General features: G+C 28.8%; 13 protein-coding genes. All 13 read left to right on the top strand.

What is annotated here, in order from left to right:
* Nucleotides 1-10: 10 nt before the first annotated feature.
* The 13 genes from nudC to LPC13_RS07875 all read left to right on the top strand — a co-directional run bounded on the left by nudC (nt 11) and on the right by LPC13_RS07875 (nt 15,079).
* On the top strand, nt 11-835 hold the full coding sequence (gene nudC, locus LPC13_RS07935) for an NAD(+) diphosphatase (RefSeq protein WP_005214457.1): 825 nt from the start codon (nt 11-13) through the stop codon (nt 833-835).
* Between the two features lie 144 nt (nt 836-979).
* Nucleotides 980-1,168: a (2Fe-2S)-binding protein gene (locus tag LPC13_RS07930; RefSeq protein WP_005214456.1), complete on the top strand. Its 189-nt coding sequence runs from the start codon at nt 980-982 to the stop codon at nt 1,166-1,168.
* A 36-nt stretch (nt 1,169-1,204) separates the two neighbouring features.
* Complete coding sequence (locus LPC13_RS07925; protein WP_005214455.1) at nt 1,205-2,071, top strand: SDR family oxidoreductase; 867 nt, start codon at nt 1,205-1,207, stop codon at nt 2,069-2,071.
* 264 nt (nt 2,072-2,335) lie between these two features.
* On the top strand, nt 2,336-3,412 hold the full coding sequence (locus LPC13_RS07920) for a galactose ABC transporter substrate-binding protein (protein ID WP_040419796.1): 1,077 nt from the start codon (nt 2,336-2,338) through the stop codon (nt 3,410-3,412).
* A gap of 143 nt (nt 3,413-3,555) precedes the next feature.
* Nucleotides 3,556-5,055 carry a galactose/methyl galactoside ABC transporter ATP-binding protein MglA gene (mglA, locus tag LPC13_RS07915; protein WP_040419795.1) on the top strand — a complete coding sequence of 500 codons (1,500 nt, stop codon included), beginning with the start codon at nt 3,556-3,558 and terminating at the stop codon, nt 5,053-5,055.
* Between the two features lie 18 nt (nt 5,056-5,073).
* Nucleotides 5,074-6,096, top strand: coding sequence for a galactose/methyl galactoside ABC transporter permease MglC (gene mglC / locus LPC13_RS07910; RefSeq protein ID WP_005214451.1), 1,023 nt, complete (start codon nt 5,074-5,076; stop codon nt 6,094-6,096).
* An 82-nt stretch (nt 6,097-6,178) separates the two neighbouring features.
* Complete coding sequence (locus LPC13_RS07905) at nt 6,179-6,397, top strand: hypothetical protein (RefSeq protein ID WP_005214450.1); 219 nt, start codon at nt 6,179-6,181, stop codon at nt 6,395-6,397.
* Between the two features lie 155 nt (nt 6,398-6,552).
* Nucleotides 6,553-8,166, top strand: a complete 1,614-nt coding sequence (locus LPC13_RS07900) for a response regulator (RefSeq protein WP_195244322.1) — start codon at nt 6,553-6,555, stop codon at nt 8,164-8,166.
* Nucleotides 8,167-8,170: 4 nt separating this feature from the next.
* A complete protein-coding gene (locus LPC13_RS07895) occupies nt 8,171-9,979 on the top strand; it encodes a sensor histidine kinase (protein WP_005214447.1) in 1,809 nt (602 codons plus the stop codon).
* Complete coding sequence (locus LPC13_RS07890) at nt 9,976-10,953, top strand: substrate-binding domain-containing protein (RefSeq protein WP_005214446.1); 978 nt, start codon at nt 9,976-9,978, stop codon at nt 10,951-10,953. Before LPC13_RS07895 ends, LPC13_RS07890 begins: the two co-directional genes overlap by 4 nt.
* Before the next feature lie 20 nt (nt 10,954-10,973).
* Nucleotides 10,974-12,023: a galactose ABC transporter substrate-binding protein gene (locus LPC13_RS07885; protein ID WP_005214444.1), complete on the top strand. Its 1,050-nt coding sequence runs from the start codon at nt 10,974-10,976 to the stop codon at nt 12,021-12,023.
* 353 nt (nt 12,024-12,376) lie between these two features.
* Nucleotides 12,377-12,637 (top strand): metal-sensing transcriptional repressor, encoded by a 261-nt coding sequence (locus tag LPC13_RS07880; protein WP_040419794.1) that lies wholly within the window; start codon nt 12,377-12,379, stop codon nt 12,635-12,637.
* Nucleotides 12,638-12,652: 15 nt separating this feature from the next.
* Nucleotides 12,653-15,079 (top strand): heavy metal translocating P-type ATPase, encoded by a 2,427-nt coding sequence (locus LPC13_RS07875; protein ID WP_005214442.1) that lies wholly within the window; start codon nt 12,653-12,655, stop codon nt 15,077-15,079.
* The last annotated feature ends 1 nt before the right edge of the window (nt 15,080 follow it).

Here is a 15,080-nt window from a genome sequence, read left to right as displayed (position 1 = left end):
GGAGGTTAAGATGGTAAATAACAATGAATATTTGAATTTTATTTCTGATGCAAAATTTCCTAAGGGAAATAGAGAGGAAGATTTGTGGCTTATATTTAAAGATAAACAAATACTTATTAAAGAGAATAAAGGAAGAATAATAACGCCAACATTTAAAGATGTTAAAAATTTTATTGATGGATTAGAAACTAAATATCATTTAGGAGAATTAAATGGCATTCATTGCTTTTGTGGAGAAATAAATTCTTGCGTTGAAACAGATGGAGAGTTTGAACTTTTATCATTAAGGCAAGGAGCTGCAGTTATAGATAAAGATATTTTCCCTATATGGGGTAGAGCGTCCCAAATAATACATTTTCATAAAACTAATAAATATTGTAGTGTATGTGGAGCTGAAAATAAGATTTCAGAAAATGAATTTTCAATGGAATGTTCAAGCTGCAAATATACAACTTATCCAAATGTTTGTCCTGCAATAATTGTTGGAATAACAAATGGAGATAAAATATTGCTTGCTAACAATAAAAATTTTCCAGAAGGATTACATAGTGTAATTGCTGGTTTTTTAGATGTTAATGAAACTTTAGAAGACTGTGTAAAACGCGAAGTTTTAGAGGAAGTTGGGATTAAGGTCAAAAATATTAAGTATTTTGATAGTCAACCATGGCCTTATCCAAATTCCATAATGATAGGTTTTACAGCTGAATATGAATCAGGTGAAATAAAAGTTGATGGAGATGAAATAGTTCATGCAGCTTGGTATAAAAAAGATAATCTACCTATGATACCTGATGAAACAACAATAGCAAGAAGAATAATAGATTCACTTTTATAAGTAAATTAAAGCCATTAGTAATGAAAGCTATATCTTTTTAAAGATATAGCTTTCATTACTAATGGTTTATATTTTGAATAACAATAAGAAGAATTGCAAATTATATAAGTAGATATTAATTAATATTATTTGGAGGTATAGGAAATGGATAAAAATAAAAAAGTTTGTTATTGCTTTAATGTATCAGTAGATGATATTGAAAGAGCTATAGAAAATGGTGCAGATTCTTTTGATGAGGTTCAAGAAGCAACTAATTGTGGAAAAGGTTGTGGTTCATGTTTAGCAGAAGCTAAAGCTGTTGTTGAAGAATTATTAAAAAATAAGAGAGATTAGAATAGAATTTTATTATATTATTAATGGAGTGATAAAATGAACTTTCCAATAACATTTAAAGCACAACATCAAAATCATCATCCAGGCTTTGAATATGAAATGACACCAACACCTATATATTATGATGAAAATTATACACAAACAGGAGATTTATTAAAAGATAAAGTTGCTATAATAACAGGTGGAGATAGTGGAATAGGAAGAGCAGTTTCTATAGCATATGCATATCAAGGAGCTGATATAGTAATAATTTACTATAATGAAAGCAAAGATGCCGAAGATACAAAGAAACTTATAGAGGCTATAGGAAGAAAATGCACACTTATTTCTGGAGATATTTCAGATGTTAATTTTTGTAGAACTTCAGTAGAAAAGGTTATAAGTCAATATAATAAAATTGATATACTTGTAAATAATTCAGCAGTTCAGTATGAATGTAAGGATTTTAAACAAATAACAGATGATCAATTTGATAAGACTATAAAAACTAATATTTACGGTACATTTTATATGACTAGAGAAGCTTTAAAACATATGAAATCAGGTGGATCTATAATTAATACTGCATCTGTTACTGCATATGCAGGAAATGAAAAGTTAGTAGATTATTCAATGACTAAAGGTGCAATAGTAGCTTTAACAAGATCACTATCAACACAATTAGCAAAAAATAAGTCTGGTATACGAATAAATGCAGTTGCACCAGGGCCAATATGGACTCCACTTATTCCTTCAAGTTTTGCAGAAAATGAAATACCACAGTTTGGTTTAAATACTCCACTAGGAAGAGCAGGTCAACCAATTGAATGTGCAGGGGCATATGTTTTTTTAGCATCTGATTCAGCATCATATATAACTGGTCAAACTATACATATTAATGGTGGAGAAATAGTAAATTCATAAAATAAAAAGCAAGAAATGTTTTATTTAATTATTTCTTGCTTTTTATTTTTAATATAAAGTAACCTCTTATTGCTAAGTAATAAGGTGCTAAATAAAATTTATATAAAAATTTTAGATGTTTTTATATAAGTATCTAAGAATTTCAATAAAAATGTGAAGAATTTCGTATGGAGTAAAGATTATGAAAACTATATAATTATAAATGTAAACGATATACAAAATTTAAGAACATATACAGGCTTTAAAAAATGGGAGGGAATTTTTATGAAAAATATAAAAAAATTAGTAGCACTTGCGGTTACTACAGTTATGGTAACAGCTTTAGTTGGATGTGGAGGAAATGATGCAGCTAAAGATAATACAAGCAGTAATGGATCAAATGCAACAGATACAGAAAAAGATACAGCTGAAAAAACTTTAAAGGTTGGAGTATGCTTATATAAATTTGATGATACTTATATTTCTACAGTTCGTCAAAACTTAGAAAAGTTAGCAAAAGAAAGTGATGGAAAAGTTGAATTTACTTTCTATGATGGAAAAGGTGACCAAGCTACACAAAATGATAGTATAGATACATTAATTCAAAAAGGAGTTGACTTATTATTAGTTAACTTAGTTGATACAGGAGCTGGACAAACTGTTGTTGATAAGATTAAAGATGCAGATATTCCAGTAGTATTATTCAACAGAGAACCATCAGAAGATGTAATAAAATCATATGATAAAGCAGTATTTATCGGAACAAATGCTATAGAAGCAGGTGTTATGCAAGGAAAGATTCTTTCAGATGTATGGAACAAAGATTCTAGTGCTATAGATAAAAATGGCGATGGAAAAATGCAATATGTTATGTTACAAGGTGAACCTGATAATCCAGAAGCTGTAGCAAGAACAAAATATTCTGTTTCAACTATAAATGATAATGGAATTGAAACTGAAGAGCTTGCATTACAAGTTTGTAACTGGGACCAAGCATTAGCTCAAAATGCTATGGAAGCATGGTTTGCTAAAGATGGTGAAAAAATAGAAGTTGTAATTGCTAATAATGACGGTATGGCTCAAGGTGCAATAGCAGCACTTCAAGCTCAAGGATACAACAATGGAGATGAATCTAAATTTATTCCAGTTGTTGGTGTTGACGCAACTGCAGCAGCTCAAGATTTAATTTCAAAAGGATATATGACTGGATCAGTTCTTCAAGATGCTGAAGGTATGGCAAAAGCATTATATGAATGTGGATTAAACTTAGCTGAAGGTAAAACTGCTATAGATGGAACTTCATATGAATTTGATGATACAGGGGTTGCAGTTCGTATACCATATCAAGAGTTTGTTAAATAGTATTAAATAGTGATATAAAACTGCATGGTAAATTAATTGCTATGCAGTTTTAAAGATAAAATTAGTAACTTTTAGAATACATAAATTTTATATAGTAACTAAAAGTATAAATAAAAATAAATGGAAAAGTGGTGAAACAAAGTATGGCTGATACAAAATATGTACTTGAGATGATTGGGATAAGTAAAAGCTTCCCAGGTGTTAAAGCATTAGACAAAGTTCAATTAAAAGTAAGACCAGGAACTGTTCATGCTCTTATGGGGGAAAATGGGGCTGGTAAATCCACTTTAATGAAGTGTCTTTTTGGTGTTTATATTGAAGATGAAGGTGATATATATATAAATGGTGTAAAAAGTAATTTTATAAATCCAAAGCAAGCCATGGATAATGGAGTTGCAATGGTGCATCAAGAACTTAACCAAGTGCTTCAAAGAAATGTAATGGATAATATCTGGCTTGGTAGATATCCAAGTAAAGGTGGAGTTATCAATGAAAAAATAATGTATGATGAAACAAAAAAGATTTTTGATGAATTAGAAATTAATGTTGATCCTAGAACAAAAATGGCTAAGTTATCAGTTTCAGAAAGACAAATGGTTGAAATAGCAAAAGCTGTTTCATATAATGCGAAAATATTAGTACTTGATGAACCAACATCATCATTAGCAGAACAAGAAGTTAGGCATTTATTTAGAATTATTAATAAACTTAGAAAAAAAGGCTGTGGAATGATTTATATATCTCACAAGATGGAAGAGATTCTTGAAATATCTGATGATGTTACAATCATGAGAGATGGTAAATGGATAGATACTATAGAAGCTAAAAATTTAACAACAGATAAGATTATAAAGCTTATGGTTGGACGTGATTTAACAAATCGTTTCCCACCTAAGACTAATAAACCAGGAGAAGTTATATTAGAAGTTAATAATTTAACTGGTGCTTACGAGCCAGCAGTTAAAGATGCATCTTTTAAGTTAAGAAAAGGTGAAATATTAGGTGTTGCTGGATTAGTTGGTTCAAGAAGAACAGAATTATTAGAAACAATTTTCGGTATTAGAAGTAAAGCTTCAGGTGAAGTTAAATTACATGGAAATCTTGTTAATAACTCAACTTCAAGACAAGCTATAAAAAATGGTTTTGCTTTATTAACAGAAGAGCGTAGAGCAACAGGTATATTTGGACAACTTGATATAAAATTTAATACTATGATTGCTAACATAGATGGATATAGCAAATTTGGAGTATTAGATAATAAAAAGATTACAGAAGACACAAAATGGACAATAGATAGTATGAAGGTTAAAACTCCAAGTCAAAAGACTGCTATAAGAACATTATCTGGTGGTAATCAACAAAAGGTTATTATTGGAAGATGGTTACTTACAAAACCAGAAATACTTTTACTTGATGAACCAACAAGAGGTATAGACGTTGGTGCTAAATATGAAATATATCAATTAATAATTGATTTAGCTAATAAAGGTAAAGGGGTAATTGTTGTTTCATCAGAAATGCCAGAATTAATAGGTATATGCGATAGAATTTTAGTAATGTCTAATGGTAGAGTGGCTGGTGTAGATGATACAGACAAGCTATCCCAAGAAGATATAATGACATTAGCTGCAAAATATATATAGATTAGAGGTGCAATATTTATGGAAAAGTCAAAGGTTAACAAGCAAAGCGTACAAAATTTCTTCTTGAATTATGCTTTATATATTGTTTTATTTATAATGATAATATTCTTTATAGTAAAGGAACCATCGTTCCTATCATTTAAAAACTTTACAAATATTTTAAGCCAAGCTTCTACTAGAGGTATTCTAGCACTGGGGGTAGCAGGACTTATAGTATTACAAGGTACTGACCTTTCAGCAGGACGTATTTTAGGTTTAACAGCAATAGTTTCTGCTTCATTATTACAATCAACAACTTATGTTGCAAGAATGTATCCAGATTTACCAGCATTACCACTAATAGTGCCATTTATAGCTGCAATTGTAATAGGTGGAATATTTGGTGCAATTAATGGATTTGGTGTGGCCAAGCTTAAGGTTCATGCGTTTATCATAACATTGGGTACTCAGCTTATAGCGTATGGTATTTCTTGTCTTTATATTGATAGACCTCCACTAGGAGCTCAACCAGTTGCTAACTTAGACGAAAGATATACAAAATTCGTTAATGGATACTTGAAATTAGGTCCAGTAGAAATTCCATATTTAATATTCTATTTAGCAATTGCTGCAATTATCATGTGGTTTGTATGGAATAAAACTAAACTTGGTAAAAATATGTTTGCTATTGGTGGAAATCCAGAAGCAGCTGCAGTTTCAGGTGTTAACGTAGTTAAAAATATAATGATAATATTCATTATATCTGGTGTTCTTTATGGTGCTGCTGGTTTCTTAGAAGCTGCAAGAGCGGGTTCTACTACTACAGCTACAGGATTTAACTATGAACTTGATGCGATTTCTGCCTGTGTTGTTGGAGGTGTATCATTTACTGGTGGTATTGGTACAATTCCAGGGGTATTAATCGGAGCAGTGTTATTACAAGTAATTAACTATGGATTAAACTTCATAGGGGTTAATGCTTATTGGCAATATATCATAAGAGGTTTAATAATCATAACAGCTGTGTCACTTGACGTAAGAAAATATTTATCTAAGAAATAATTAAAGAATATAACAAGACTGTATCAAAAGTATATTGATTTGATACAGTCTTAAGTACATAAAAATATCAGGAGGAATAGTAATGGAAGATGTAGTAACAGATAAAGAACACATAGAAAATGATATAGAAAAAGCTGAAGCTTTAAATAATGAAGCTGAAGGAAATAAAGAAGTTCCTAAAAGAAACATGAGAGATTGTATATATGGGAATATAGATGTATCAGTAAAAACTATGGATAAAGTAATAATGGTATTATTAATAGCATTAGCGGCCTCATTTATTTTTGGTATAATAGTTTAAAATTAAGGATTATTAGAAAGTCAGGATCACTTTTTGTGGTTCTGGCTTTTTTTGGGAACAAGTATGGAATTATAAAGTATAAACAAAAATAGAAAAATGTGTTATAATGGGATATACTTAAAGTATATTTGGGTTTTAATCAGGAGGAATAACATATGGGTCTATATCGTATTATGCTAGTAGACGATGAAGAGGAAATAAGGTTAGGAATAATAAAAAAAATAAAATGGGAAGATTATGGATTTGAGATAATTGCTGATGCTGAAAATGGTAGGGATGCATTAGAAAAAGCAGAAAAACTTAAGCCAGATATAATAATAACAGATATAAAAATGCCTTTTATGGATGGGATAGAATTAGGGAAAAAAATTACAGAGATAATGCCATCTACAAAGTTAATAATATTAACTGGATTTGATGATTTTAAGTATGCAAGAGAAGCTATTAAAATTAATGTAATAGATTACGTATTAAAACCTATTAATTCTGCTGAATTTAGTGAAATATTAAGTAAATTAAAAATTCAGTTAGATAGGGAGTATGATGAAAAAAGGAATATAGAAAGCATTTATAACAATTATAAGAAAAGTATTCCTGTAATTAGGGAGCAATTTTTAATTGGTGCAATAGAAGGCCGTATAAATGATGATAAATGGAATGAAGAAATAAAAACATTAGATATAGATTTAAATTATAAGTATTATTCGGTAATCAGTATTCGTGGAGATGGAAGCTTTTTATTTAATAATTTAGAAAATATAGCTATTGAAAAGGATTTATCATTAATATCAATATCTATAAAAAATATTGTTGATGAGGAATTGGGGAAGTATTGTAAATTTATTAGTTTTCCTTATTATGATAATACTGTTGTTATAGTTAATTTTAATACTAAGGAGGAAATTTTAAATATAATAAAAGGAATAAATGAAATATGTAGTATTTATAAGCGTATTATGAACTTTAAGATATCTGCAGGAATTGGACATATTTTTATGGAAATAGCTGAAATGAAATCATCATATAAAAGTTCTCAAAATGCATTGGAATATAGATTTATTTTAGGTAGTGGTAAAGGTATATATATTGAAGATGTTGAACCAAATACAGTAATAAAGCTCCAACTTGATGATAGTAATGAAAGAAATATGTTAAATGCAATTAAAATAGGTGGGCATATAGAAATAAGAAATGAAATAAACAATATCTTTAAGAAGGCAGAAGAATCATTATTGCCTTTTAATCAATATAGAATATATTTAATGGAAATTATGACATCACTTTTAAAATTAGTACAAGCTTATAAATTCGATATAAATGATATTTTTGGAGAAGATTTTAATTGTTATGCTAAATTAGAACATTTTGAATCAATACAATTGATGAAGGAATGGTTTATAAGTAAAGCTATTATAGTAAATGATTTCATAAAAAAAGAACGAGTTAATTCAACACATTTATTAGTTGAAAAAGCAAAAAAATATATTTATGAGAATTATTCTGACTCTGAACTATCTGTTGAAAAAATGTGTAAGGAATTACACGTTAGTCCAACTTATTTTTCAACTATATTTAAGAAAGAAACAGAAATGAATTTTGTAAACTATCTTACAACCATTAGATTAGAGGAAGCTGTAAAATTACTAAATACAACAGATGATAAGACTTATGTTATAGCAGCCAGTGTAGGGTATCCAGAAGCAAATTATTTTAGTTATGTATTTAAGAAAAAATATGGAGTTTCACCATTGAAGTATAGAAAGAGATAAATAAATGAAAAAGTTTATCAAAAAAAGTAAGTTTAAGAATATTAGTTATAAAAATTTTAGTATACAAAATATTTTATCTGTATCATTTACTACAATTGCTGTTAGTGGAGCTATTATTGTTGGATTAGCATTTTATTTAAGATCTATACATTCAGTGGAAAAAATGGCATCTGAAAATAGTATTGCAATGTTAGAGCAAGCAAACATGAATTTAGATAGATACTTAAGAAACATTATGAAAGTGTCAGATACAATTTATTATAAAGGAATAAAAAAGAAAGATTTGGAGAATGAAAATATTACTACTGAAATGGATTTATTATATGAGGCAAATAAAGATTCTTTAGTTAGTATATGTTTATTTTCAGAATATGGGGAAGTTTTAGCTGCAACACCTATATCGCAACTTAAGGATTCAATAGAACCAAGAGATAATGAATGGTTTACAAATGCTATGGAAAAAAAAGAGAACTTTCATTTTTCTACGCCACATGTTCAAAACCTCTTTATAGATCTTAATTATAGATATAGATGGGTAGTTTCATTAAGTAGATCTGTAGAAATAACTAAAAATGGGAAAACAAGCTCAGGAGTTTTACTTGTAGATATGAGCTTTAGTGGAATAGAACAAATATTTAAAAATATAAATTTAGGAAAATCAGGATATACATATTTGATAGATGGAAATGGTGAGATTATATATCACCCAAGGCAACAGTTAATTTATTCTGATTTAATAGAAGAAAACAATATAGTTGCAGCTAGCTATGAAGATGGTAGTATCATAGAAAGCTATGATGGTATAAAAAGGCTAGTAACAGTTAAAACAGTAGGATATACAGGATGGAAAATTGTTGGAGTTATAAATGTATCAGATATAAGATCAGATCATAACCAAATTAGTGGATTTGCAATTTATATTATGATTTTTGCTATATTTATGGTTATTTCAATAAATATGTTTGTTTCTACACGTATAGCAAATCCAATAAAAGAGTTAGAAGAGTGTGTAAAAAAATTTGAAAGTGGAGTTATAGATTTAAAAGTTCCTATTAGTGGCTCTAAAGAAGTTGAACATCTAGGAAAAGCTATTAATTCTATGGTAAAAGAAATGCAAGTACTTATGAAAAATATAACTAAGGAACATGAAGCTAAGAGAAAAAGTGAATTAAATGCACTTCAAGCTCAAATTAATCCACACTTTTTATATAATACTTTGGATTCTATTATATGGATGATAGAAAATGAAAATTATGATGGAGCAATAACTATGGTTACCTCACTAGCAAGATTATTTAGAATTAGTTTAAGCAAAGGAAAAAATATTATTTCAGTAAAAGATGAGCTAGAACATGCAAAAAATTATTTGACTATTCAAAATATACGTTATAAAGATAAGTTTGAATATTATATTGAGTATGAAGAAGAAACATTAGAGTTAGCTACAATTAAGTTAATAATACAACCGTTAATTGAAAATGCAATTTATCATGGAATGGAATTTATGTCTGGAGATGGAGAAATTTTAGTTAAAGCATATATAAAAAATAGTAATTTATATATTGATGTTATAGATAATGGATTTGGAATGACTGAGGAGGTTGCTAAAAATCTTTTAACTAATAATAGCACAAGCAAGGGCTCAGGATCAGGAATTGGACTAAAAAATGTTCATGAAAGAATACAATTATATTTTGGAGCAGAATATGGATTAGAAATTTATAGCGAACCAGATGAGGGAACTACAATAAGAATTCATATGCCGTGTATAAATATTAATGATTGTTATGTAAAAGAGGTGGACAAGATATGAAGATAAGAAAAAAGTATGTGTTTATTATATTATTTATTATAATGGCGTTATCTTCTATATTGTTACTTAATGAAGAAATATGGGCTAATAATGATGTAATAATATATGAAATTTCAGTTATAACAAGTGGAAAAAGTAATGAAAGTTTAATGATAATGAAGGAGGGGATAGAACAAGCTGCTTCAGAGATGAATGTAAATATAAGTTTTATAACTTTATCTGAAGAAAATAATGTTGAAGAGCAAAAGAAATTATTAGACAGAGAAGTTAAAAATGGAGCAGATGCGATTTTAATTGCTCCCGCTGTATATGAGGGAATGAGTGATGAAATAGAATCAGCTAGAAAGAAGACCGCAGTAATTTTAATAGATTCTAATATAAAAACAGAAGAAAATATACCATATATAGGTTGTAACAATGAAGAACTAGGAGCAAGTCTAGCAGATGAAGTAATTAAAATGGGTAATACTCGTGGAAAGATAGCAATTGTAAACGGAAATTTAGAGTATAGCACTGTAATGGAAAGATATAACGGCTTTATGAGTGCTATATTAAAAAGCAATAATTACGTTGAGTTCATAGATATATTACTAGATGAAAAAGATTCGTATGATAAGGTTTTAGAAGTTTTAAATAAGAAAGAATTTGATGCTATTGTAACTTTTGATGTTAAAACATTAGAATTATTAGCACAATGTAAAAAAGATATAAATGCTTTAAATGAAGAACAAATACAAACAGAGATTTATGGTACTGGAGGAACTAGCAAGGTTACATCTTTTTTAGAGGATGATATTATTAAAGCAACTGCAATACAAAATGAATTTAATATAGGGTATTTAGGAGTAAAGATGGCAGTTGATATAATTAATAATAAATATGTAGAAAATACACTTATTTATTCAGCAGTAATAGATAAAAGAAGTATGTATACTGAAGAAAATGAAAGATTATTATTTCCATTAATTAAATAATTGGATTATTGGAGGGTAAAATGAAAACATTTAAAAGGGTGTTGAATATAATTATGGTTATTTTAACAGTAACTTTATTATGGTCATGCAACAGTGAAGGAGCAAAAAAAGCACAAAGGATTAGAGAGATAAAGATAGGAGTAACCTTATATAAAGAAAGTGATTTGTTCATATCAAGCATAGCAGAGAATTTAATAGATATTGCAAAGGAAAAAGAAAGCTCTGAAGATATAAAAATTATTTTAAATATAGCGGATTCAAATGGAAGTACAGTAAATGAAACTAAGCAGGTTGAAAAGTTTATTAATCAAAAATATGATGTAATTTGTGTTAATCTTGTTGATAGAACAGCAGCATCAACAATAATTGATAAAGCAAAGCTTGCTAATATTCCAGTAATATTTTTTAATAGAGAACCTGTTGAAGAAGATATGCAAAGATGGAATAAAATTTATTATGTTGGAGCTGAAGCAGAAAAGTCAGGTAAAATGCAAGCGGAAATAATATTAGACGCATATAAAGAAAATAGTAATATTGTAGATAAAAATAGTGATGGCAAAATTCAATATGTAATGTTAGAAGGTGAAGCAGGCCATCAAGACAGTTCTATAAGGACAGAATATTGCATTAAAAGTATGATTGAAAATGGATTAGAGGTAGAGAAATTATCAGATGATATAGCAAACTGGGAAAATTCACAGGCACGTGAAAAAATGATTCAATGGATAAAAAGCTATGGTGATGATATAGAAGTAGTTTTTAGCAATAATGACGATATGGCATTAGGAGCAATTAATGCATACGATAGTTTAAATATAGATATAGTGGATAGGCCATTAATTGTAGGAGTAGATGGTATTCAAGAAGCTTTACAGCAGATAAAAGAAGGAAAAATGATAGGAACAGTTATAAGTGATGCAAAAGAACAAGCGAGTGCTATTTTTAATATAGCGTTTTCTTTGGGGAAAAATGGTGATATAGATGAGTGTATCGACTTATTGGATGGTAAGTACTTTAAGGTTAAACATACTAAGGTTTTAAAGGAGAATGTTGAATTATTTTATAATTAAATATAATTATATTTACCCTGTAGGATAGACATTAAAATAAGTTTACTCTACAGGGATTTTTATATTTATGATAAGCTAAAAATGTTTTGTTGGTTTATCAATTTCAAATGGAGTTTTTTCATTTGCTTTATTTTTTACTTTTTCGGCATAATTTTTGCATGTAGGGTCAGAATTAGTTTTACATTTACTCATTAAATTCACCTCTTTAAATAATTTAATATTAGTTTGTACTATGTTTTATAAAATATTACTGGCAATATTAAGGCATAATATAAATAATTTATATTGACTTATAAAAATGAAGACTTATAATATTAATATACCCCCTACCCGGGGGTGGTGTGGAGGAAGTTATGGAAGAAAGAAAAAAAGCAGTTCAAAATTTAAAAATAGCAAAAGGTCAAATAGAAGGAATTATAAAAATGATTGAAGATGAAAGATATTGTATAGATATTTCTAATCAAATAATAGCAGTTCAATCTTTATTAAAAAAGGCAAATACTCAAATACTAAAAAGACATTTAGATCATTGTGTTAAAGATGCGATTTTAAATAATAACGGTGATGAAAAAATAAATGAAATAATGAGTTTATTTGAAAAAATTTCTAAATAATAGAAGGTGGATTTAATGAATAAAAAATATAAAATTGGGGGAATGACATGTTCTGCTTGTTCAAATAGAGTAGAGCGTGGTATAAAAAAGATGAACGGCATATTAGATGCCAATGTAAATTTAACTACTGAAACTCTAACTGTAAATTTTGATGAAAGTAAATTATCATCGGAAGATATAGAAAAAAAAGTAGAGTCATTAGGGTATAGTGTTATAAAAAATATTAAAACACATACGTATAAGGTTGAAGGCATGACTTGTGCTGTTTGTGCTGGAAGAGTTGAGAAAGTAACAAAAAAAATAGAGGGCGTACAAAAGTCAGTTGTTAACCTTACTACAGAAAAATTAAGTATAACAGTTGATGATGATATAGTAACATATGGAGATATAAAGAGAGCTGTAGAAAAAGCAGGATATAAATTAATTAGAGAAGAGGAAAAGGAGAATAATGAAAAAAGGCTAAGTGATAAAGATAAATTATTACGCAGGCTTATATTTTCATGTATATTTACAATTCCATTACTTATAGTAACTATGGGACATATGGTAGGAATGCCATTGCCTAAGATAATAGACCCTATGACAAATCCAATGAATTTTGCATTATTTCAAATTATATTAACAATTCCAGTTATGGCAATTGGATATAAATTTTATTTAGTAGGCTTTAAGAATTTAATAAAATTAAGTCCTAATATGGATTCACTTATAGCAGTAGGAACAAGTGCAGCATTTATTTATAGTGTTTTTGGAATGTATAAGATATATGTAGGGGATAATAGTTATGCAATGCATTTATATTTTGAAGCGGCTGTAACAATATTAACTTTAATAACTCTTGGCAAATATTTAGAAGCTATTTCAAAGGGAAAAACTTCAGAAGCTATTAAAAAGCTTATGGGATTAGTTCCTAAAACAGCAACAATAATAAGAGATAATAAGGAAACTATTATTCCAGTAGATGAAGTAATAGTTGGAGATATAATTTTAGTAAAACCAGGAGAAAAGCTTCCGGTAGATGGAGAAGTTATTGAGGGAAGCACTTCAATTGATGAATCTATGTTAACAGGTGAAAGTATTCCAGTGGAAAAAGTTGCTGGAAGCAATGTAATAGGAGCTAGTATTAATAAAACAGGATTTATTAAATATAAAGCAACTAAGGTAGGTAAAGATACAGCACTTGCTCAAATAATTAAACTAGTAGAAGATGCTCAAGGATCTAAGGCACCAATTGCAAAATTGGCAGATATTATATCATCTTATTTTGTACCAACAGTAATAGGACTTGCAATATTTTCAGCAGGAGCTTGGCTAATAGCTGGAGAAACACCAGTATTTGCTCTGACTATATTTATTTCAGTTTTAGTAATAGCATGTCCTTGTGCTTTAGGATTAGCAACGCCTACAGCAATTATGGTTGGAACTGGAAAAGGTGCTGAAAATGGAGTGTTAATTAAAGGTGGGGAAGCTTTAGAGACAACTCATAAGATAGATACAATAGTATTTGATAAAACAGGTACTATAACTGAAGGAAAACCAGTAGTTACAGATATAGTTACAAATGGAATAGATAAAAATGAGTTATTAGCATTAGCAGCTAGTGCAGAAAAAGGTTCAGAACATCCATTAGGAGAGGCAATAGTAAGAGAGGCAGAAGAAAAAAATATAGACTTAAAAAAAATAGAAAACTTTAATGCTATACCAGGGCATGGGATACAAGTTGTAATAAATGGAGAAACTATTTTATTAGGAAACTTAAAATTAATGAAAGAAAATTCAATTAGTATTGGAAATTTAAATAAGGAATCAGATAGATTGGCACAAGAAGGTAAGACACCTATGTATATTACAATTAATAATTCCTTAGAAGGTATTATTGCCGTTGCAGATACAGTAAAGCCAAGTAGCAAAAAGGCTATTGAGACTCTTCATAGTATGGGAATAAAGGTTGCAATGATTACTGGTGATAATAAAAAGACAGCAAATGCTATCGCAAGACAAGTTGGAATAGATATAGTTTTAGCAGAAGTATTACCACAAGACAAAGCAAATGAAGTTAAAAAACTACAAAATGAAAATAGAAAGGTTGCTATGGTTGGAGATGGAATTAATGATGCACCAGCTCTTGCACAAGCAGATATTGGGATAGCAATAGGATCAGGGACTGATGTAGCTATGGAAAGTGCAGATATAGTTCTTATGAGAAGTGATTTAATGGACGTTAGTACAGCAATTAAATTAAGTAAAGCAACTATACGAAATATAAAGCAAAATTTATTTTGGGCATTTGGATATAATGTTTTGGGAATACCAGTAGCAATGGGAGTTCTTCATATATTTGGTGGACCACTACTTAATCCAATGATTGCAGCAGCGGCTATGAGTTTAAGCTCAGTATCAGTGCTTGCAAATGCATTAAGATTAAAAAGATTTAAAGCATAAA

This window comes from Clostridium celatum (assembly GCF_021412605.1).
Classification (GTDB): Bacteria; Bacillota; Clostridia; order Clostridiales; family Clostridiaceae; genus Clostridium; species Clostridium celatum.
Note: the sequence above shows the minus strand (reverse complement) of the source record. Positions and strands in the feature narration are given on the sequence as shown.